The following is a 19,748-nucleotide window of genomic DNA, read 5'->3' as shown; positions in this document are numbered from 1 at the left end:
CATCCTCTAAAACAAATCTAGTTGTCTCGGAGCCAATCCCTTATATTCTATACCTAAATACTCGATCAATTGTTTCGCATTTTCTGCGGCATCCCCGCCTGAGTTGTTGTTAAACAAGACAACGATTTCTCTTGATTGTTTGGCAAGTTCCTCAATATTCTTCTTCCACTCAAGGAGCTCATCTTTATTGTAGCGATACAAATATCGGACTTCTCTCCAATTAGGCTGGCCATGATTGTTCCAGCCATACACATTTCGCCCGTGCATTCTGACGAGTGTAAGATTAGTATTTGTTGCTTGAAGTACGGTCGGAACCGATCCTGATCCCGCCTGCGGCTCATCACAAACCGAATGGATCCATCCTTCTTCTGTCATGAAGCGTAATGTCTTTTCTTTCATCTCAGGTGAAAACCATGATTGATGCCGGAATTCAAGAGCAACAGGCAGATTGCCCATCAATTCTTTCGTAACCCGCAGAATAGTAACGCTATCTTTCGTGCATTCAAACCAGGGCGGATATTGAAACAATACCATTTTTAATTTATTTGATTCAATTAAAGGTTGGATCGACTCTTTAAACGAATGGAACATTTCTTTTATTGATTTGAATTTCCGCTCTCCTCTTGAGTGACCGGTCATCTCCTGGTACGCTTTGACGACAAAAGAAAAGCATTCGGGCGTGTCTTTTGCCCACTTTACATAATTTTTTTCTGGTTGAATGGCATAGAAAGAAGAATCAATTTCAACAACTGGAAAATGGCCGCTGTATACTTGCAGCTTCTCGCTTGAAGGTGTCCCGTCTGGATACAATATGTCATGATCTCCCCACCCGGTTACTCCAATTAATATCATGAATTTGTCTCCTTATGTAGCTATAAATGTTTTGAACGTATTGCAAAAGCGAACTCACACCCCGAGTTCGCTTTGCAAAAAAGATATTAACCAATTGAGCCTTCCATCTCAAACTTAATGAGACGGTTCATTTCAACTGCATATTCCATTGGAAGTTCTTTTGTGAATGGTTCGATGAAGCCCATAACAATCATTTCTGTCGCTTCTTGTTCAGAAATACCGCGGCTCATCAAATAGAACAATTGATCTTCGGACACTTTCGACACAGTCGCTTCATGCTCAAGCGTGATATTGTTGTTTAAAATTTCATTGTATGGAATCGTATCGGATGTTGATTGATTATCCATAATGAGCGTATCACATTTAATGTTCGATTTAGATCGATCCGATTTGCGTCCAAAGTGGGCGATACCACGATATGTTACTTTACCACCTTGTTTAGAGATCGATTTCGAAACGATAGTTGAAGAGCAATCCGGCGCAAGGTGCAGAACTTTTGCTCCTGCATCCTGGTGTTGTCCCTTACCAGCGATTGCAATGGAAAGAATCGTGCCCTTTGCACCGCGGCCTTTCATAATAACGGCCGGATATTTCATCGTTAAACGTGAACCGATGTTACCGTCAATCCATTCCATTGTCGCATTTTCTTCCGCAACGGCACGTTTCGTTACAAGGTTATAAATGTTGTTCGCCCAGTTTTGAATCGTAGAGTAACGGCAATATGCGTCTTTCTTTACGATAATTTCAACAACCGCACTGTGCAGAGAGTTTGTTGAATAAACAGGGGCTGTACAGCCTTCTACATAATGGACGGAACTTCCTTCATCGGCAATGATTAATGTACGTTCGAACTGTCCCATATTTTCCGAGTTAATGCGGAAATAGGCTTGCAACGGAGTGTCGCATTTTACGCCTTTAGGCACATAAATAAACGAACCTCCGGACCATACAGCCGAATTTAAAGCCGCAAATTTGTTATCCGATGGTGGAATAACCGTACCGAAATACTCTTTGAAAATTTCTTCATGTTCTTTTAGCGCTGTATCTGTATCAGTAAATAAAATGCCTAATTCAGCCAGGTCTTCTTTCATGTTATGATATACCACTTCAGACTCATATTGTGCGGATACACCGGCAAGATATTTTTGTTCTGCTTCTGGAATACCAAGTTTATCGAAAGTCGCCTTAATTTCCGGCGGAACCTCATCCCATGATTTCTCTGACTTCTCTGACGGCTTAACATAATACGTAATGTCATCAAAGTTTAGCTCAGATAAATCTCCGCCCCATTGAGGCATTGGCATTTTATAAAATTGTTCTAATGATTTTAAACGGAATTCAAGCATCCATTCAGGCTCATTTTTCATTCGTGAAATTTCTTCGACGATTTCTTTCGTTAACCCGCGTTTTGAACGGAAAATGGATACGTCTTTATCTCTAAAGCCATATTTGTACTCGCCGATTTCAGGCATTTTTTTCGCCATCGTTCAGGTCCCTCCTTAAAGGATACGTTCTTGCGCTAATGGCATTTCTTGCATTCATTGTACGTGTTAAAGCACAAATAAACAACCACCTGCGCAAACATGGTAATTATTGTTTTTCTGTCTGGCTCCCTACGCCTTTCTCCATCGCTTTCCAAGCAAGAGTGGCGCATTTAATGCGGGCAGGGAATTTAGAAACACCTTGCAGCGCTTCAATATCACCTAAATCAAAGTTCTCTATTTCATACTCTTTCCCGAGCATCATATTGTAAAAAATGTGGGCAAGTTTTTGCGCTTCTTCCACCGACAATCCTTTGATCGCCTGCGTCATCATCGATGCGGAAGAAAGACTTATGGAACAGCCTTCACCATCAAATTTGGCGTCCATTATCTTTCCATCTTCAATTTTCAAGTGAAGCTGAATTCGATCTCCGCATGTCGGGTTGTTCATATGAATCGTTACTGAATCATCTGAGAGTTCCCCTTTATTGCGTGGATTTTTATAATGATCCATGATGACCTGCCTGTAAAGCTGATCTAAATTAGAAGACATGACCGAAATACTCCTTTGTTGTAATTAAGCCTTTAAGAAAAATGTCAATCTCTTCTTTTGTATTGTATAAATAAAAACTTGCGCGGGCGGTGGCAGTCACATTTAACCATTTCATTAACGGCTGCGCGCAATGGTGGCCAGCACGGACAGCAATTCCTTCTGCGTCAAGAACCGTTGCGACATCATGTGGATGAACATCATTAATATTAAATGTTATAAGTCCAGCACGCGCTGATGGCCCATATACCGTTAAGCCTTCTATTTCGTTTATGCGGCTCATTGCGTAATTAACAAGCTCTTGTTCATGGTCATGAATCGCATCTAAACCAATTTCCTCGAGGAAATCAATAGCCGCGGCTAAACCAATTGCACCTGCAATGATCGGTGTCCCGCCTTCAAACTTCCACGGCAATTCTTTCCATGTTGAATCATATAAGTCAACAAAATCAATCATTTCACCGCCGAACTCGACTGGTTCCATTTGTTCTAATAATGACTTCCTTCCATAAAGTACGCCAATTCCCGTTGGCCCGCACATTTTATGAGCGGAAAAGGCAAAGAAATCACAGTCTAATTCTTGAACGTCAACTTTCATATGCGGAGTGCTTTGAGCACCATCAACAACCATTATCGCACCATTTTTATGGGCGATTGCAGCAATTTCCTTAATCGGATTGACCGTTCCTAAAACGTTCGATACATGGGCAACAGAGACAATTTTAGTATGTGCCGTCACTGTGCTTTCTACATCTTTAAGATCGATTGTTCCGTCTTGTTGAAGCGGCAAATATTTAAGCGTTGCACCCGTTTTCTTTGCCACTTGCTGCCACGGAATAATATTGCTGTGATGTTCCATCGGTGTAATAACAATTTCATCACCTTCTGAAACATTGGCTAAACCGTAGCTTGATGCAACTGTATTAAGAGCGGTTGTCGTTCCGCGCATAAAAATAATTTCTTCCGTCTGCTTTGCATTGATGAAGCGCCGAACCTTTTCACGTGCTCCTTCATAGCCATCCGTGGCGCGCGTACCAAGGGTATGCACACCACGATGAACATTGGAATTATATTCACGATAATACTTGTCTAAGGCTTCAATAACAGCAATCGGTTTTTGAGAAGTCGCAGCGCTATCGAAATAAACGAGTGGTTTACCGTTAACTTGTTGATCAAGGATCGGAAACTGCTTTCTGACTTCTTGAATGTCCATTACTTAACTTTCCTTTCTATAACCTCGATCAACCGTGATTTAACAGATTCAAGCGGAATTTCTCCTACAACAGGAGCAAGGAAACCATGAATAATTAACCGTTCAGCTTCCGTTTTCGAAATACCGCGGCTCATTAAATAGAAAAGTTGAATCGGATCAATGGTTCCGACAGATGCAGCATGACCTGCTGTTACATCATCCTCATCAATTAAAAGGATCGGGTTTGCATCACCACGCGCTTTTTCGCTTAGCATTAAGACACGTTCCGTTTGCTCCCCATTCGATTTCGTTGCGCCATGTTCAATTTTGGCGATTCCGTTAAAAATGGAACTTGCTGTATCTTTCATTACACCATGGGTCAAAATGTAACTTTCTGAATGTTTGCCATAATGGATGGCATGTGCGACGAAGTTTTGTTTTTGATCCCCGCGGCCGATCGATACCGTCTTTTTGTCCGTATATGAACCATCTCCGACTAAATGGGTTGTGTTGTCTGAAATGGTGTTTCCATCATTCAATTGGCCGAGTGCCCATTCGATTCTTCCGTCACGAGCTGCCCGACCACGGCGGTTTACATATGTCGTCATTCCTTTAGCGAAATTATCTACTGCGCCGTAAATCACTTTCGCACCGGCTCCGGCAAATACTTCAGAAACGATATTGGCAACAGATGGGCTTTCATCATTGGTAGACAAATAATTTTCCACATACGTTACGGAACTGTTATCTTCCGTGACGATTAAAACGTGGTTAAATATGCCCGTTTCTCCATCATCATTAAAATAAATCGCTTGAATCGGAATATCCACTTCAACATTTTTTGGAACGTAAACAAATGCTCCGCTGCTAACTAAAGCGGCATGTAGGGCAGTTAAACGATGCTCGTCTACATGCACTGCGTCTTTCATAAAATAGTTGCGGACTAAATCGCCATGTTCCCGAACGGCTGTGGCAAAATCGGTAAAGATGACGCCTTTATCTTTTAACTCTTCCGTAACCGAGTGATAAGCAACCGCTCCATTTCGAATAACGAGGACGCTTCCCGCTTCCTCTTCCTTCCCGATTAACTCTCGAATCGCTTCTGGAAGTTCATGGAAAGCGACTTGTTTATTCCCGCTTACTTCATGTTTGAATTCGGTAAAATTCCAATTGTCAATTTTTGTTTTTTCCGGTTTTGGCATTGGCAGGCTTTGCGCTTGTTCCAATGCTTGTAAGCGAAGTTCCGCCAGCCAGGAAGGCTCTTGTCTCTCACTCGAAAACTTGCTTACGTAATCCTTGTCGAATTTGAAAGAAGTATCAACTGACATGTATAGCCCTCCTTGCTACGCTTCTTGACCAACAGTTTCGTCTTCAATGCCTAATTCTTCTTTAATCCAGTCATATCCTTCAGCTTCAAGACGTTCAGCAAGTTCAGGACCGCCTGATTTTACAATACGCCCTTGCATCATTACATGTACTTTATCAGGTTTAATGTAATTCAATAGACGCTGGTAGTGTGTAATAATTAAGCAGCCGAAATCAGGACTGCGCATTTCGTTAACACCTTTTGCAACGATTTTAAGAGCGTCAATATCTAGACCTGAGTCAATTTCGTCTAAAATCGCAATTTTCGGCTCTAACATCATTAACTGCAAAATTTCATTACGTTTCTTCTCACCGCCGGAAAACCCTTCATTTAAATAACGGTGCGCAAAAGAGCTGTCCATTTCAAGGACTTCCATTTTCTTGTCTAATTCGCGAATGAATTTCATTAGAGAAATTTCATCGCCTTCTTCACGTTTTGCATTGATGGCAGAACGCAAGAAGTCAGCGTTCGTAATTCCGCTTACTTCACTTGGATATTGCATCGCAAGGAAAAGACCAGCTTTGGCTCGCTCATCAACGTCCATTTCTAAAAGATCTTCGCCGTTAAAAAATGCTTTACCGCCTGTTACTTCATATTTCGGGTGACCCATAAGAGCCGCTGAAAGAGTAGATTTCCCCGTCCCGTTAGGTCCCATAACCGCATGGATTTCCCCGCCATTTATTTCAAAGCTAAGACCTTTGATGATCTCTTTATCGTCGATTGCAACATGTAAATCTTCAATCTTTAAGTTAGGTGTTGACATAGAATGACCTCCATCTTAAAATTCATACGTATCTAATCGTAATGAAAGTAGTCTCGAGAGTGAAGTGCTTTTCCATTCTCAATTTATTCTCATTCTAATTTTATAACAAATGAAATGTATCTTCAACATTTCCGGTTATTTTATTTCTTCTGTCAAAAAATCAGTACCCCATTATTAGGATACTGATTTTTTCTTACATTATAATAGCTTGCCCATTATAATATCTTACGGTCCAATTCTGCTGTAACATCTAAACCTTTAACATATTCTGCTTCACGTTTTGCCTCAACCTCTAAACGCTTCTCAAGGCTTCTTTCATACTCTGCGTATCCAATGCCGTGTGATTTCTGCATCGCTTTTTCCATCTCAGATGTATGCTTGACTTTAATTTGTTGGATAATGAACCATCCTTTCAATTTTAAATGTCCCTATCAGCTTAACAAATATCATATCCCCTTTCAACCGAAGCGATTCTTATATTCCGTTTTTATGGAAATTCAAAAAGTAAGCTTATAATAAAATTTTGGCGAGACTATATACTGCAAAAAATAAATATTTAAGCTAATATTTAAAATAAGTAAAATATTTTTTGGAAGTATCGGAGGAACAAATCTAAATGCCTACTAACCAGCAAGAACAAGAAGTAAATTATGCCCGTTCCTTATCTGAGCAATTAACATTTCGAGGAATCTTCATTGGAACAATTGGATCTTGTATCATCACGACGAGTTCGATGTATATTGCCCTTCGAATGGGAAGTTTGCCATGGCCCACTATATTTGCAGCCGTCCTTTCAATGGTCATTTTAAAAGCTCTTGGAAGTACAAACGTAAATGAAATCAATTTAACCCACACCACGATGTCAGCCGGAGCAATGGTAGCCGGCGGCCTGGCTTTCACGATTCCAGGCGTATGGATGATCGACAAAGATGCCGATATTAGTTTATTGACGTTGTTCATCGTTACCATTTGCGGAACTGTTCTAGGCTTACTTTTCACCGGTTTGATTCGCAGCTTTTTTATCGTTCAAAAGGAACTTCCGTTTCCTATGGGGATTGCGGCATCACAAACTGTAATGGCAGGAATTAAAGGAAAAAAAGCGAAACTATTGTTTTCGTCTCTCGGTTTGTCGGCCGCCATTACCGCCTTTAGAGATGGATTCAACTGGTTTTCAAGCACATGGATGTCAGCAAAGCTCGCTATACATAACCTCTTCTTCGGCATCTGGTTATCTCCAATGGCTGTTGGTATGGGCTATTTAATCGGACCTTTATATACAAGTATTTGGTTTTTGGGTGCTGGATTCACTTACTTTGTTCTGATCCCTGTTGGATTAGCAAAGGGTTGGTTTGATAGCATTGAATCTGCTGCCATATTTAAAGATAGTCTTGGCATCGGTTTAATGGTTGGAAGCGGAATCGGTATTCTGCTTAAAGGTGTCATACCAAAAACGAAAGAGATATACGGTCTGATTTTTAATGAAAAGGTTGATTCGAAAAGAATTCTTTCGAAAGCAATCCCAATTGCTCTCATTCTTATTGCCTTTTTCTTAACGTTCTTGACGGAATTATCTTTATTTCCAAGCATATTAATGATCATTGGAGTCTGGCTGACAACCATTATGGCAGGGACCATTACCGGACAAACCGGGATTAATCCTATGGAAGTTTTCGCTATACTTGTTTTGGTAGCAATTAAAAGTTTATTTAATACAACAATGATTGAAAGCTTTCTTATTGCTGCCATCGTTGCTGTAGCCTGTGGACTCACAGGTGGTGTTTTAAACGATTTTAAATCGGGTCATTTATTAAGAACCGATCCTAAAGCACAATTTATTTCAGAAGCAATTGGAGGCGTTATTGGAGCCATCGTCTCTTGTTTAGTTTTATATGTCATGTTTCAATCGTACGGCGCAATGGGGCCGGGTACCGAGCTTCCCGCCCCACAAGCATTTGCCGTCTCAACGATGATTGACGGTCTTCCAGATGTGAAAACATTTTTTGCCGGCCTCATTATCGGTGCCCTTCTATATGTATTCAATATACCGGGAATGACGATTGGCCTCGGTCTCTATTTACCGATCTATATGTCTACAACGGTCTTTATCGGAGGTATGCTGAAATTTATCATTTCTAAATTCTCCGCTAAAAAAGCTAAAAACGGGATGATCATTTCATCCGGATTGCTTGGCGGTGAAGGGGTGGCTGGTGTCGTCATCGCCATTGTAAAGGTTTTGACAGGCGGTTAATGGACAAGTTTACTAACGTAAAATTTTCGTTTCCAATTAAGATGAAAGAAATTATATGAGGGGAAAAAATCAATGAAAAAATGTCTACCTATAATGATCCAAGGGACGTGTTCAGATAGTGGGAAAAGTATTTTAGCTACCGCTTTTTGCCGGATCTTTTCACAGGACGGTTACAGGACGGCTCCTTTCAAATCACAAAATATGGCATTAAACTCTTATGTCACACTTGATGGTAAAGAAATCGGAAGAGCACAGGGGATCCAGGCTGAAGCGGCCGGAATTGCCGCTACAACAGATATGAACCCCATTTTGATTAAACCAACAAGAGATATGGAATCACAAGTTATACTAAATGGCAAACCTTTTCAAAATATGAAAGCTTCCCGATATCGGTCAGAGTTCTATTCCATCGGGCTATCGGCTATTAAAGAAGCGTATCAACGATTAACCGAAAACTATGAGCGAATTGTCATTGAAGGTGCGGGGAGCCCTGCCGAGATTAATTTAAATGATAGGGAAATGGTTAATATGCGTGTTGCAAGATTGGCAAATGCTCCTGTTGTTCTCGTTGCCGATATTGATAGAGGCGGTGTATTTGCAAGCCTTGTTGGAACCCTGCAGCTTCTTGATCCAATCGACCGGGAACGTGTCATTGGTGTAATCATTAACAAATTTCGCGGTGATCTTTCATTGTTGCAACCCGGGCTCGACTGGTTCGAAGAATATACCGGAAAACCAGTGCTTGGCGTCGTTCCTTTTATCCCTGATTTATATATTGATGCGGAAGATTCACTTAGTTTGGAAAAATATACTTCAAAGCCAAACATCGGTAAAAAGGAAATTGATATAGCGGTTATTCGCTATCCAAGAATTTCGAACTTTACAGATATCGATCCGTTTTTAATCGAAGATGATTGCCATGTGAGAATGGTCACTAAGCCGGAAGAACTCGGAAAACCGGATTTGGTTATTTTACCGGGCAGCAAAAACACGATCGAGGATCTTATGTATTTACGGGAAAACGGTCTTGAAAAGCAGCTTTTTGATTTAAAAGCAAAAAAACAAAGTTACTTCTTTGGAATATGCGGAGGATACCAGATGCTCGGAAGCGCCATATTGGATCCTTTTCATGTGGAATCGCCAAATGAAAAATGCGAAGGGTTAAAGCTTCTCCCGATCAAAACTACGCTTACGAAAAAGAAAACAACGGTATTCTCAACTGGTGAAGTGAAGTTCAGTAAAAAAATGATCGATGTGAAAGGTTATGAAATACATATGGGCCAGTCCAAACGGCTTGATGATACCCCTTCCTTTATTCAATTAGAAAACCATCAGGACGGGTGCTTCGACTTGAAAAATAAAGTAATCGGTACGTATTTCCACGGCATTTTTCATAATGACGAATTCAGGCATGAATTTCTGAATTTAATTCGTATGGAAAAAGGCTTTGAACCACTTGAAAATCGAAAATCATTTAAGCATATTAGTGAAGATAGCTTTAACCGGCTGGCAACTGTTGTAAGAAAACATGTTCGAATTGACGACATTAAAAGGAAAATGGAAGAGTTTCAAGCATCCCCTATCGATGTTTCATAAAATGCCTGCTTGAGCCATATAGTTTAATAAAGAAAACTCGGCGATTGGCGAACGTTGAACAAACGAAGATGCAAGGCTGTTGCCTTTGTGCCGACCGCTTCGGAGTTCTACTTTCTTTGTGGTGCAAAACGCGTGCTATATTAAGGCATAAGTAACCTGTTGAAATTGGTTTAACTTGTGCCCCGAATAAGGAGGATGTGTGTATGATGCAATCAAAAGAATTACGATTGAGGCGCATTCAACACCTGGCTCATGAAATTATGGATGATATGAATTTACGCCACGAACCGAGACATTCAGCAACGTTACGTCTTGTGATTGATAATCTTTCACGGGCAATCGGGGACCTTGCCGATCCTTCAGGATACTCCTTAGAATATTTAGAGGAAAAAGTGGGAAATGCCCATTATCTTCTTTTTAAAGATAAACGTAAACAAAAAGGGGTTTAAGAGATTTCTTAAACCCCGGGAGCCTCTTTTCTCTATGCAAAGAGGCTTCGTTTTATTTTACACCGACAGCGTCAAATGCTTTATTAACCGTAGTGACTTCCGGTGAACTTGTTCCGTACAAGTCAACAGCGGCCTGTACAAGAGCGGCACGTGCCTGGCTGAAAGTAGAGGAGGCTGTGAAGTATTGCGTGTTTGCCCGGTAGAAAATGGCGCCCAATTTATCATTGCCAATTCCTGAAACGGTCACTCCGTAATGGGTACCACCCTTTGCAATTAAGTAAGCTGCTTTGTTAATGATTCCGCTGTTCGTATGAACGCCGCCATTATCACTTGTTCCCGTATAACGCTTAGAATAGTGGTCCGGATCTCCATATTTCGCAGGATCGCTCATCGAGCGTAACGCATCGTTTGGCACAGCAGGTGTATAAATGTCTTCTCCTATTTCATAGTCCGGGTTGCGGTTATTATAAAACTCTACTAGCGTTCCAAAAATATCAGACACCGCTTCATTTAAAGCACCGGACTCGTTTTGATAGATTAAGCCAGAGCTTGTATCAGTGACCGCGTGTGTCAACTCATGGGCAACAACATCAATCCCTCCTGAAAAAGGAATGAAATTCGTGCCATCCCCGTCTCCATATACCATTTGTGAACCGTTCCAAAAAGCGTTGTTATAGCTGCGGCTGTAATGAACCGTGGACTTTAATGCGCCGCCCTTATTATCATAGGAATTGCGTCCAAACACATTTTTATAGTAATCGTACGTAACCCCTGCGTAATAATGTGCATCAACTGCCGGTCCATCATACTTTTGATCTAAACGATTATCCGTATCCGTCCATAGCGTTCCCGGCAATCGGGTGCGGTTAGCTCCGTCATACGTAATGATTCCGCTTCCTCTCGTATTATCTTGTAAATAATAGGAAGAACCTGAAAGCGTCATGTTGAGAGTTTTCGAGTCGCCCAGTACACCAACCCCGCTCCCTGTTGTATTTGAACCAGTAATAGGACCCCCGTTCCCTGGTTTACCACCCTTTTTCAGAGGAGAGGTTTGTTCAATGGCTTCATCGATATTGTTATATTTGTTTAAGATTTTTCCTGTTGAGGCATCAATAAAGTAATTATAGTTTCCGGGTTTTGGAGAAAGAAAGTTTAAGTTGACAAGGTACGCATAGACAGCATCTTTTCCTCCATCATAAACTACTAAATGAGCAGTCGGAAGTTTTTCAAACGAAGGAGAGTAACCTAAATCTTTTTTTGCAATGTTAATCGCTTTTTTAGCATTCAATTTTTTCTTCGCTTTAAGCCCTTCCTTCTTATCAAGATCAGGGATGACAGTTCCAGAAATAACTGTTAGCACTCCATCTTCAGAAACATGCGCTACCTGTGTGGAACCCCACACCGGCACGCCTTTAAACACTTGTTGAAGACGAAGAATGGTTTGCCCCTGCTTGTCCTTTTGACTCGACATTACTAGAAAGGATTTTTCGGCTGAATGTGCTCCGATTTTGTATTCATTTTTATGGCTGTCGAAATAGCTGAACACGACATTTTTTGCACTTTTTGAAGACGGTTTTGTTAAATGGCCTGAAATAAATTCTGGAGAACCGACCGTCTTATTGTACATTTTTGTCGATAATACATTTTTGGGCGCAGCGAAAGCAGATGCGCTCGAAAAAACACTTGCCGTCAAGCCAATTGATAATCCCAATGCCAATACTTTCTTGTTCACAAACATGCCTCCCCATAAAAATTTTTAGAAAAACCTCGAAAACTATCATATCATAAAGGTTGTTAAATTCATACTATTCCAAAAATTTTGATTCTGTTTTACTACGCTACTTAATCGATAATGGGAATAAAGGCATACCATCAGCATTATAAAAATAAGCGTTTAGACACTTGCAATAAAAAAACAGCCGAAATGGCTGTTTTTTTATTGATTGACTGGCACAACTGCGCCTTTATATTTCTTGTTAATAAAGTCCTGGATTTCCTTTGAATGAAGTACATCAACTAATGCTTTTACTGGTTTTTTGTTTTTGTCCCCTTTGCGAACCGTAATAATGTTTACAAATGGAGAGTCTGCCCCTTCAAGGGCGATTGCATCTTTCTTCGGATTTAATCCTGCATCAAGTGCATAGTTTGTATTGATTAAGATCGCATCGCCTTCACCATTTTTATACGCTTTAGGAAGCATGCCTGCATCAATATCAGCTTTAAACTTAAGGTGTTTAGGATTTTTCACGATATCTTTTAGCTGCGCATTGTAGCTTACGCCTTTTTTCAACGTAATTAACCCTTCTTTTTCAAGCAATAGCAACATACGTCCATGGTCGGCAACCGAATTGCTCATAATGATTGTCGCCCCGTTCGGAAGGTCTTTTAACGATTTATATTTTTTCGAATACACACCAATCGGTTCAATGTGGATTCCGCCCGCGTTTTCGAACTTGTAATTTTTATGATCTTTCATTTGTGATTCAAGGTAGGGAATGTGTTGGAAATAGTTTGCATCGATTTCTTTATCAGCCAATGCTTTATTTGGCAATACGTAATCCTGGAATGTTTTAATTTGAAGATCAATGCCTTTTTTCTTCAAAAGCGGTTTAGCCTGTTCCAAAATTTCTGCATGTGGTACAGAAGTAGCCCCAACAACAATTTTATCATTGCTCATTCCTTCTTCTTTTTTCCCACAAGCAGCAAGTGCCAGTGAAAGTGCAACAACGAGAATAATGCTTAAAATCTTTTTCATCAGAAATAGTCCCCCTTGTTTGTAAATTAACGCTTATCAATGCGTTTTGTTATAAGATCACCAATAAATTGGATGATAAACACAATAATTAAAATCGCAACCGTCGCTACAAACGTAACATCATTTTGGTCGCGTTGATATCCCCAAATGTAGGCAAGGTTTCCAAGGCCGCCTGCACCGACTACACCTGCCATAGCCGTATAGCCGACAAGGGCGATCGCCGTTACCGTAATACCCGAAATTAATGCAGGCAAGCTTTCAGGGATTAGCACTTTAAAGATGATTTGAAAATTAGTAGCCCCCATCGATTTAGCTGCTTCAATAACCCCTTTATCAACTTCGCGAAAGGCAATTTCAACCATCCGCGCATAAAATGGCGCTGCGCCAATAATCAAGGCCGGTAAAGCTCCATTGGCTCCAAGCATGGAACTGAACAAAAATGTTGTAAATGGAATTAATAAAATAATTAAGATAATAAACGGCACAGAACGAAAGACGTTCACCACCGCGGCAATTATCATATTAAAAAACTTATTTTCCCATTGATTGCCTCTATTCGTTAAAAATAAAGCAAGACCTAACATTAGTCCTAGTATAAAGGTGAAAAGTACACTAACCCCCGTCATATAAAGCGTTTCAATTGTCGCATCTTTAAAGGCGCCCCACTCAACATTCGGAAATACGGTATTAAGCATGTGAGATCACCTCCACCTGTACTTGCTGTTCATTTAAGAAACGAATCGCTTCCTTCAAGGATTGCTCTCTGCCGTCTAATTGAATAAACAACGTTCCATATTGCCCATTTTGTGTTTGCGACATTTTTCCTTGCAAAATATTTACACTTACATCAAATTGCTTGATAACTTCAGTAATTAATGGCTGCTCCGCCTTCGTTCCGACAAAAGTTAGTTGAACGATATGACTACTAGGGTTTTGTTCCAGTAAATGGTTAAGAGTATCTATCGTTTCCTCCGGTTCAGTCACTTGCTTCACAAATTCTTTAGTAATTGCTGCTTTCGGTGTTTTAAATACTTCAAGCACAGGACCGATCTCCGCAACCTTACCGCTCTCCATCACAGCAACACGGTGGCATATTTTTCGAATCACGTGCATTTCATGAGTAATTAAAACAATAGTCAATCCTAACTTTTTATTAATTTCAACCAGCAAATTTAAAATGCTATCCGTAGTTTTCGGATCAAGCGCAGATGTCGCTTCATCACATAACAATACTTCCGGATTATTGGCGAGCGCTCTTGCGATTCCGACACGTTGTTTTTGTCCGCCGCTCAACTGAGCAGGATAGGATTCACCGCGTCCTTCTAAACCTACAAGCTGGATTAATTCATCAACCCGCCTCTTCCTCTCTTCTTTCGGCACTCCTGCAATTTCAAGAGGAAATGAAATATTTTCACGAACGGTACGAGACCAGAGGAGATTAAAGTGCTGAAAGATCATGCTGATTCGTTGACGCTCTTTCCGCAATTCTCTTTCACTCAAATTCGACAGGTTTTTTCCCGCCACTGTAATCGTCCCACTCGTTGGGCGTTCTAACATATTTAACATACGAATTAACGTACTTTTGCCGGCCCCGCTATAGCCGATAATTCCAAATATTTCTCCTTTTTCAATTTCGATATTGACGTCATCCACGGCATGGACAGGTCCGTCCTTCGTTTGAAAAAGCTTTTTCACTGATTCGAGCTTAATCAACTATATTCCCCTACTTTCTGTTGTTACTTTGTTGAAAAAACAAATGCCTTTCTGCGTAAATGAGCAGAAAGGCATAAATGTATCTATGCGCCTTCTTCTCATCTCCCAAAGCAATTGATTCGCTTTGCAGGAATTGGCACCATTTTAAGCGTTATTCGCCTAACGGTTGCCGGGTTTCATCGGGCCAGTCCCTCCGCCTCTCGTGATAAGAACAAGTCGTTCTATTATTTTTTCATTTTTATAGTTGAATTCTATCACCCATGTCGAATGCTGTCAAACACTTTTTCGCCTATTTTTATGATTATGACTCCGCCAATCATTCCCTCTATTCACACGTTTTGGTTTATGGTGTTGAAGATGTTGAGGGTGACGCTTTTTTATGTAATTTCCCCTGTCAGAGTGATACGGCGCTTTACGCTTATTGTGTGGCGGACGATATTTTTTTACTCGACGTTGAGGTAAATCGTGCTTGTATTTATGTAATGGATGTCGGTTGCTCGAATGGCGTATATTTTTCAAGCGATACCGTTTATAGTCGTGATGTTTAACCAACGGCTTCTGTTTCATTATTTGACGCGATTGCCTATCCTTCGATTGTTTCGGCACAAAAACGGTCTCTCGTTTTTTCTTTTCCTTATTTTCTTTTGGTAAAACGCTTTTTTTGGGGCGTTTGGCTTTATTATGTTTATGAATGACCTTATTTTTTATAGTCTTATTTTTCCGCTTATTGTTCGGCTTATTACTTATCTCTATATTTCTTTTCAGCTCGGAAAACGTCTTCTTCTGAACATCCTTAAGGGAAATCTTTTGTCCTTTATTCTTTGCATCTAAATATAATAAATATTTCCCGGTAGATATATTATTGTCGCTTGCCTTCTGGTGTTTTTCAGAATCCGCTTCTTTTATATTTACTGTAACTTGATGATTGGCGACTATTTTATTTCGTTTGATGGTTGCAATTGTTTTTTTTAGCGAAGATGACAACTTTTTATTTGATGGGTCAACTACTGTAGTCACAATCATTACATCTTGCCTGTCATTTAAGTACCCGCTCGCATTAAAAGCATCTATTAACTGGCCGGAAAAAGAAGACAGGCTCATCTTCTCTTTATATCGGATCTTATTTAATAAATCTGCCGCATCATGATTCCATGATTGCACGTCAATGACCTCTAACCTTGAATTTACTCCTACTTCAAGACTTGGATTCACATCAAAACTTACATAAGCGGCCGCTGCTTCATTTTCATTTTTGATAGGAATCATCCCTGAAATAAGAAAAAAGACAAGGAAAAGAATAAGCGTAAGCGAAAAAGATGGCAATAAAGAACAGGGCCTTTTTTTAGAAACGGCAAAATAGGATGAATGATATTCGCTTCCAACGGCCGGCTGTCTGCCGGGCGGAATGCGAACAGAAACAAAACATCCATCCTTTGTAAGAAGTATTACCTTTCCTTTTTTTACTTCCATTACAATGCCGCTTTTCATGTAACGTGTCCCCTCCTGCATGTAGAAGGAGTTGCTTCGTATAACGTCAGCTTGTCCTACTTTTAAACAACATCCTTAAGACTGAATGTATGACTTTAACGCTTTAAAGTCGCCTAAATAAATTAATGATACAGCTATTATATATTTTCGGTTTCTTTCGATTGTTTTACGACTGCAGGAAACCATGCTTAACAAATCTTTTATTGGCAGTTGCTTTTTTTCCATAAGAAAATCAGCTAATTCTTTATTTTCAACAATCAGTCGGGAAATTTCTTTCGCGTTTTCACGGGCATCTACATGTTTTGGACAATGTTTGGAAAGAACTTTAAAATTCAACCCGAATTCTTTTAAAAGTTTTTGGTATTCCTCAATTTCATACACACGGTTTTCTGATTGAACTTGTTCTTCATAGTAATCTAATGCCGCTTTTTGTTCTGCATAGCTCTCTTCAAGACGGCCTTCCTCATCTTCCTCTTCAGGCTGAAGGTAAATTAAACGGTTTTGACGCACTTCTTTTCGAATATAATCAATCACCCGGCGTCTTATTACCATATCCGCAAACGATAAAAACCGGCTGCCCTGGCCTTCCTGATATTGATCAATTGCTTCATTAAATGCAAAGAGACCTACACTAAATTCATCCATCGTACGATCTATATATTGACTGCATACTTTTGATGTTACTTTTTTAATAAATGGTTGATATGCTTCGATCAGTTCATTACGCAGAATATCATTACCACGCTGAATTTTCAATACTTTATCTTCAATCGTCATAATTGTTTTATTAATCGATGGTACAAATGCTCTAAGTTCCATTGTTGACATTGCTCATTCACCTCTACTCTACACCTGTTTATTAAAAAACAAAATCGTGTATTCGTCTTATTTCAAATTACCACTGAATGAATTGGAGCAAACCTGAATCAAGCTCCCTCTTACATTTATACCATTGATTTTTGAATTTGTAGGCTACAGTTGTATAACAATGTGACAATGATCATAACAATTGTAATATATTCGTCAAATTACTGAAAATAAAAAATTATCTAATTGCAATGGGAATGATTTCATATTCCAGGTTATCCCCTTGAATTAAAGGGTTTTCACTCTTTTTTTCGTATTGTTGTTGCACAGTTGAATTATGACGTTTGTTACACGCCGCGATAACACTTCCATTATTTACCGTGTATATTTAAGCCGTTTTTGCGTTTCTACCCCCGCAAAAGTTGAATAAAAATTAAAAATCAGCCTGCAACTCGAGTGCAGGCTGATTTTAGTAACTTTCGTGAAACAATCGAAAAAATGATCAAACATATTTTTTTAACGTTTCATACAAATAATCAACAGATTTTAGCGCATCGATCTTTTGAACAATGATCCCTCTATTTAAAATAACAAGAGAAGGAACCGTCGTTATGCTATAGGTTTGCGATAATTCAGGCATAAGGTTCAAATTGCACGCGCCTATAACGATTGGTTTTCCGGTTTGCTTGAACGTTTCAAGACAGATTTCAAGCATTTTTCTCCCCATTTTACATGTTCCGCAAAGAGGAGTTTGAAAGTAAAGAACGACCGGTTGATTGATAGATTGTTCAATAAACGATTGGAAATCGTCTCTTGTTAAATCTTGTATCATTTATAATACCCCATATAACACGCTTTTATTGCCAGCATTACATTAGCCAAGGCAATTTTTATTAATTGTAAAATGAGCTCCAAGGAGAACTTTTGCTAAATACATAAGCGGTGTTTTAGCAACTTCCCTGTACATTTTATGAATATAGAGATGTTCGGCGTTTGGGAGTTCCCGCCCGAGTTGCCTCCGGAGTTTAGTTCCCGCTTCATCCGCATCCACTAAAATGTAAACATCTTTGTCCTCGACAGTGTTTGCCAATTCCTCAAGCTTTGTGATTCCCATTGTTCCATTTGTACATATAATTTCAACAGGCTCACTTAAAATGGAGATAAGCTTATCTTTATCGGATTTCCCTTCAACGATAATCACTTTATCCATCACTAATCTCTCCTATTAAGAAAGTCTAATGAACGAAATCATTTTATACTTTATTTTATTAAATTTCTCCTTTAATTGTTCATCTATGCGATCTCTCGTAAAAGCATAGGGCAATAGCAACCTTTTAAATGAGGAATTGGACCCGTTTTGGAAGAAAAGCATAAGGGCCTCGATTAGCCCCGACAGCTGCTTGCGCCTCACCCTTAATGTCTCTTCCTCTACACGAGAAGCTCCAAAGCCTGCTGCGTCGAGACAACTCGAAGTTTATTCGTGAAGTAGATGCTCGTGGCTGTTGCCGCCGCAGGGGAGCAGACCGCGACTCGAGGGACTGGGCGCACGCTCTCCATCACTCGCTCTCTTCTCTTCCAAAAAAAGGGACAAGCAAAAAAACTTGTCCCTTTTTTCAATGATTAGTCTTCTTTCGTCATTTCTTCATATTGTTCAGCAGTCATTAATTTTTCGATTTGAGCAAGGTCTGATGCTTCAACTTCGATCATCCATGCTTTTTCATATGGAGATTCGTTAACTAACTCAGGGCTATCGTCAAGATCTTCATTAATCGCAACGACTTTTCCGGAAATCGGAGCATAAAGTTCTGAGACGGTTTTAACCGATTCTACGCTTCCGAATGGCTCATCTGCCTGGATTTCATCTCCAACTTCAGGCAATTCTACAAAGACAATATCACCAAGTTCGTCTTGAGCGAAGTCTGTAATTCCAATCTTCACTTTGTTGCCTTCGATTACTTGTACCCATTCATGTTCATCAGAATAACGTAGTTCTTTTGGAAAATTCATTTCGTATCCCTCCAGCATTAAATATGTAAATTATAATTACTATAATATAAGATTTATTATAGTTAATCAACTGTCAATTGGACCATGATTTAGAATATAATTCTTCATTGAAACCGACTGTCACTTTCTTTCCGTCTGTTGCAATCGGACGTTTGATCAACATGCCGTCAGATGCCAGAATTTCAAGCAATTCGTCGTTGGAAGCGGTTTTAATTTTATCTTTCAACCCTAACTCCCGATATTTTTTCCCGCTCGTATTGAAAAACTTTTTCATTTCAAGACCGCTTAATTCGATCAGCCGCCTTAGCTCTTCCTTGGAAGGCGGTTCGTCAACAATATGTATTGCATTAAAAGGGATGTTGTGGTCTTTTAACCATTTCTTCGCTTTTTGGCATGTCCCGCATTTCGGATACTCATATAACGTAAGGCTCATTTGTTCACTCCTCCCTTACTCCAATAGTACCACAAAATAGTCTAACCA

Annotated in this window: 20 protein-coding genes and 1 riboswitch; of the genes, 3 read left to right on the top strand and 17 right to left on the bottom strand. The window is 39.9% G+C overall.

The features are described 5' to 3' along the window. Positions 1–6: 6 nt before the first annotated feature. From H538_RS0112300 to H538_RS26470, 7 genes are all read right to left on the bottom strand, one after another. The gene (locus H538_RS0112300; protein ID WP_026677860.1) at positions 7–852 is read right to left on the bottom strand and encodes a DUF72 domain-containing protein; all 846 of its coding nucleotides are present in this window, start codon (positions 850–852) and stop codon (positions 7–9) included. Positions 853–938: 86 nt separating this feature from the next. Then, positions 939–2,336, bottom strand: a complete 1,398-nt coding sequence (gene sufB / locus H538_RS0112295) for a Fe-S cluster assembly protein SufB (protein WP_026677859.1) — start codon at positions 2,334–2,336, stop codon at positions 939–941. A 106-nt stretch (positions 2,337–2,442) separates the two neighbouring features. Further along, positions 2,443–2,886: a Fe-S cluster assembly sulfur transfer protein SufU gene (gene sufU, locus H538_RS0112290; RefSeq protein ID WP_026677858.1), complete on the bottom strand. Its 444-nt coding sequence runs from the start codon at positions 2,884–2,886 to the stop codon at positions 2,443–2,445. Beyond that, on the bottom strand, positions 2,876–4,096 hold the full coding sequence (locus H538_RS0112285; protein WP_026677857.1) for a cysteine desulfurase: 1,221 nt from the start codon (positions 4,094–4,096) through the stop codon (positions 2,876–2,878). The genes sufU and H538_RS0112285 overlap by 11 nt, the downstream gene beginning before the upstream one ends. Then, on the bottom strand, positions 4,096–5,403 hold the full coding sequence (gene sufD / locus H538_RS0112280) for a Fe-S cluster assembly protein SufD (protein ID WP_026677856.1): 1,308 nt from the start codon (positions 5,401–5,403) through the stop codon (positions 4,096–4,098). Before sufD ends, H538_RS0112285 begins: the two co-directional genes overlap by 1 nt. 15 nt (positions 5,404–5,418) lie before the next feature. Further along, on the bottom strand, positions 5,419–6,204 hold the full coding sequence (sufC, locus tag H538_RS0112275; RefSeq protein WP_026677855.1) for a Fe-S cluster assembly ATPase SufC: 786 nt from the start codon (positions 6,202–6,204) through the stop codon (positions 5,419–5,421). Between the two features lie 215 nt (positions 6,205–6,419). After that, positions 6,420–6,569, bottom strand: coding sequence for a YuzK family famiily protein (locus H538_RS26470; protein ID WP_486598941.1), 150 nt, complete (start codon positions 6,567–6,569; stop codon positions 6,420–6,422). Between the two features lie 251 nt (positions 6,570–6,820). Between H538_RS26470 and H538_RS0112265 the strand changes: the two genes are divergently transcribed. The 3 genes from H538_RS0112265 (at position 6,821) to H538_RS0112255 (ending at position 10,497) form a co-directional block, all read left to right on the top strand. Next, positions 6,821–8,452 carry an OPT/YSL family transporter gene (locus tag H538_RS0112265; protein ID WP_026677854.1) on the top strand — a complete coding sequence of 544 codons (1,632 nt, stop codon included), beginning with the start codon at positions 6,821–6,823 and terminating at the stop codon, positions 8,450–8,452. Between the two features lie 72 nt (positions 8,453–8,524). Beyond that, positions 8,525–10,048 carry a cobyric acid synthase gene (locus tag H538_RS0112260; RefSeq protein WP_026677853.1) on the top strand — a complete coding sequence of 508 codons (1,524 nt, stop codon included), beginning with the start codon at positions 8,525–8,527 and terminating at the stop codon, positions 10,046–10,048. Between the two features lie 206 nt (positions 10,049–10,254). Then, positions 10,255–10,497: a hypothetical protein gene (locus H538_RS0112255; protein WP_026677852.1), complete on the top strand. Its 243-nt coding sequence runs from the start codon at positions 10,255–10,257 to the stop codon at positions 10,495–10,497. A gap of 52 nt (positions 10,498–10,549) precedes the next feature. On the opposite strand, the gene H538_RS0112250 is transcribed toward H538_RS0112255, so the two are convergent. The 10 genes from H538_RS0112250 to H538_RS0112200 form a co-directional block, all read right to left on the bottom strand. After that, positions 10,550–12,229 carry a M4 family metallopeptidase gene (locus H538_RS0112250; protein ID WP_026677851.1) on the bottom strand — a complete coding sequence of 560 codons (1,680 nt, stop codon included), beginning with the start codon at positions 12,227–12,229 and terminating at the stop codon, positions 10,550–10,552. Positions 12,230–12,433: 204 nt separating this feature from the next. Then, positions 12,434–13,252 carry a MetQ/NlpA family ABC transporter substrate-binding protein gene (locus tag H538_RS0112245; RefSeq protein ID WP_026677850.1) on the bottom strand — a complete coding sequence of 273 codons (819 nt, stop codon included), beginning with the start codon at positions 13,250–13,252 and terminating at the stop codon, positions 12,434–12,436. Positions 13,253–13,278: 26 nt separating this feature from the next. Further along, complete coding sequence (locus H538_RS0112240) at positions 13,279–13,947, bottom strand: methionine ABC transporter permease (protein WP_026677849.1); 669 nt, start codon at positions 13,945–13,947, stop codon at positions 13,279–13,281. After that, positions 13,940–14,965, bottom strand: coding sequence for a methionine ABC transporter ATP-binding protein (locus H538_RS0112235; protein ID WP_026677848.1), 1,026 nt, complete (start codon positions 14,963–14,965; stop codon positions 13,940–13,942). Before H538_RS0112235 ends, H538_RS0112240 begins: the two co-directional genes overlap by 8 nt. 95 nt (positions 14,966–15,060) lie before the next feature. Continuing rightward, a riboswitch (SAM riboswitch) is annotated at positions 15,061–15,177 on the bottom strand. Positions 15,178–15,238: 61 nt separating this feature from the next. Then, complete coding sequence (locus tag H538_RS0112230) at positions 15,239–16,453, bottom strand: anti-sigma-I factor RsgI family protein (protein WP_026677847.1); 1,215 nt, start codon at positions 16,451–16,453, stop codon at positions 15,239–15,241. 75 nt (positions 16,454–16,528) lie between these two features. Then, positions 16,529–17,281 carry an RNA polymerase sigma-I factor gene (sigI, locus tag H538_RS0112225; RefSeq protein WP_026677846.1) on the bottom strand — a complete coding sequence of 251 codons (753 nt, stop codon included), beginning with the start codon at positions 17,279–17,281 and terminating at the stop codon, positions 16,529–16,531. 481 nt (positions 17,282–17,762) lie between these two features. Further along, complete coding sequence (locus H538_RS0112220; protein WP_051291460.1) at positions 17,763–18,092, bottom strand: thioredoxin family protein; 330 nt, start codon at positions 18,090–18,092, stop codon at positions 17,763–17,765. 42 nt (positions 18,093–18,134) lie between these two features. Then, positions 18,135–18,470, bottom strand: a complete 336-nt coding sequence (locus H538_RS0112215; RefSeq protein WP_026677844.1) for a toprim domain-containing protein — start codon at positions 18,468–18,470, stop codon at positions 18,135–18,137. 410 nt (positions 18,471–18,880) lie between these two features. After that, the gene (gene gcvH / locus H538_RS0112205; RefSeq protein ID WP_026677842.1) at positions 18,881–19,267 is read right to left on the bottom strand and encodes a glycine cleavage system protein GcvH; all 387 of its coding nucleotides are present in this window, start codon (positions 19,265–19,267) and stop codon (positions 18,881–18,883) included. A 73-nt stretch (positions 19,268–19,340) separates the two neighbouring features. Then, positions 19,341–19,700, bottom strand: a complete 360-nt coding sequence (locus H538_RS0112200) for an arsenate reductase family protein (RefSeq protein WP_026677841.1) — start codon at positions 19,698–19,700, stop codon at positions 19,341–19,343. Positions 19,701–19,748 lie beyond the last annotated feature (48 nt).

The sequence above is a fragment of the Fictibacillus gelatini DSM 15865 genome, assembly GCF_000430745.1.
GTDB lineage: Bacteria > Bacillota > Bacilli > Bacillales > Fictibacillaceae > Fictibacillus_A > Fictibacillus_A gelatini.
Note: the sequence above shows the minus strand (reverse complement) of the source record. Positions and strands in the feature narration are given on the sequence as shown.

What these genes read in the sequence shown, in the direction of transcription:
- sufB (WP_026677859.1), bottom strand. Translation starts at nt 2,336, where the DNA reads ATGGCGAAAAAAATGCCTGAAATCGGCGAGTACAAATATGGCTTTAGA.
- H538_RS0112200 (WP_026677841.1), bottom strand. Translation starts at nt 19,700, where the DNA reads ATGAGCCTTACGTTATATGAGTATCCGAAATGCGGGACATGCCAAAAA.
- H538_RS0112240 (WP_026677849.1), bottom strand. Translation starts at nt 13,947, where the DNA reads ATGCTTAATACCGTATTTCCGAATGTTGAGTGGGGCGCCTTTAAAGAT.
- H538_RS0112285 (WP_026677857.1), bottom strand. Translation starts at nt 4,096, where the DNA reads ATGGACATTCAAGAAGTCAGAAAGCAGTTTCCGATCCTTGATCAACAA.
- sigI (WP_026677846.1), bottom strand. Translation starts at nt 17,281, where the DNA reads ATGTCAACAATGGAACTTAGAGCATTTGTACCATCGATTAATAAAACA.
- H538_RS26470 (WP_486598941.1), bottom strand. Translation starts at nt 6,569, where the DNA reads ATGGAAAAAGCGATGCAGAAATCACACGGCATTGGATACGCAGAGTAT.
- gcvH (WP_026677842.1), bottom strand. Translation starts at nt 19,267, where the DNA reads ATGAATTTTCCAAAAGAACTACGTTATTCTGATGAACATGAATGGGTA.
- H538_RS0112265 (WP_026677854.1), top strand. Translation starts at nt 6,821, where the DNA reads ATGCCTACTAACCAGCAAGAACAAGAAGTAAATTATGCCCGTTCCTTA.
- H538_RS0112260 (WP_026677853.1), top strand. Translation starts at nt 8,525, where the DNA reads ATGAAAAAATGTCTACCTATAATGATCCAAGGGACGTGTTCAGATAGT.
- H538_RS0112230 (WP_026677847.1), bottom strand. Translation starts at nt 16,453, where the DNA reads ATGAAAAGCGGCATTGTAATGGAAGTAAAAAAAGGAAAGGTAATACTT.
- H538_RS0112245 (WP_026677850.1), bottom strand. Translation starts at nt 13,252, where the DNA reads ATGAAAAAGATTTTAAGCATTATTCTCGTTGTTGCACTTTCACTGGCA.
- H538_RS0112255 (WP_026677852.1), top strand. Translation starts at nt 10,255, where the DNA reads ATGCAATCAAAAGAATTACGATTGAGGCGCATTCAACACCTGGCTCAT.
- H538_RS0112300 (WP_026677860.1), bottom strand. Translation starts at nt 852, where the DNA reads ATGATATTAATTGGAGTAACCGGGTGGGGAGATCATGACATATTGTAT.
- sufD (WP_026677856.1), bottom strand. Translation starts at nt 5,403, where the DNA reads ATGTCAGTTGATACTTCTTTCAAATTCGACAAGGATTACGTAAGCAAG.
- sufU (WP_026677858.1), bottom strand. Translation starts at nt 2,886, where the DNA reads ATGTCTTCTAATTTAGATCAGCTTTACAGGCAGGTCATCATGGATCAT.
- H538_RS0112215 (WP_026677844.1), bottom strand. Translation starts at nt 18,470, where the DNA reads ATGGATAAAGTGATTATCGTTGAAGGGAAATCCGATAAAGATAAGCTT.
- H538_RS0112220 (WP_051291460.1), bottom strand. Translation starts at nt 18,092, where the DNA reads ATGATACAAGATTTAACAAGAGACGATTTCCAATCGTTTATTGAACAA.
- sufC (WP_026677855.1), bottom strand. Translation starts at nt 6,204, where the DNA reads ATGTCAACACCTAACTTAAAGATTGAAGATTTACATGTTGCAATCGAC.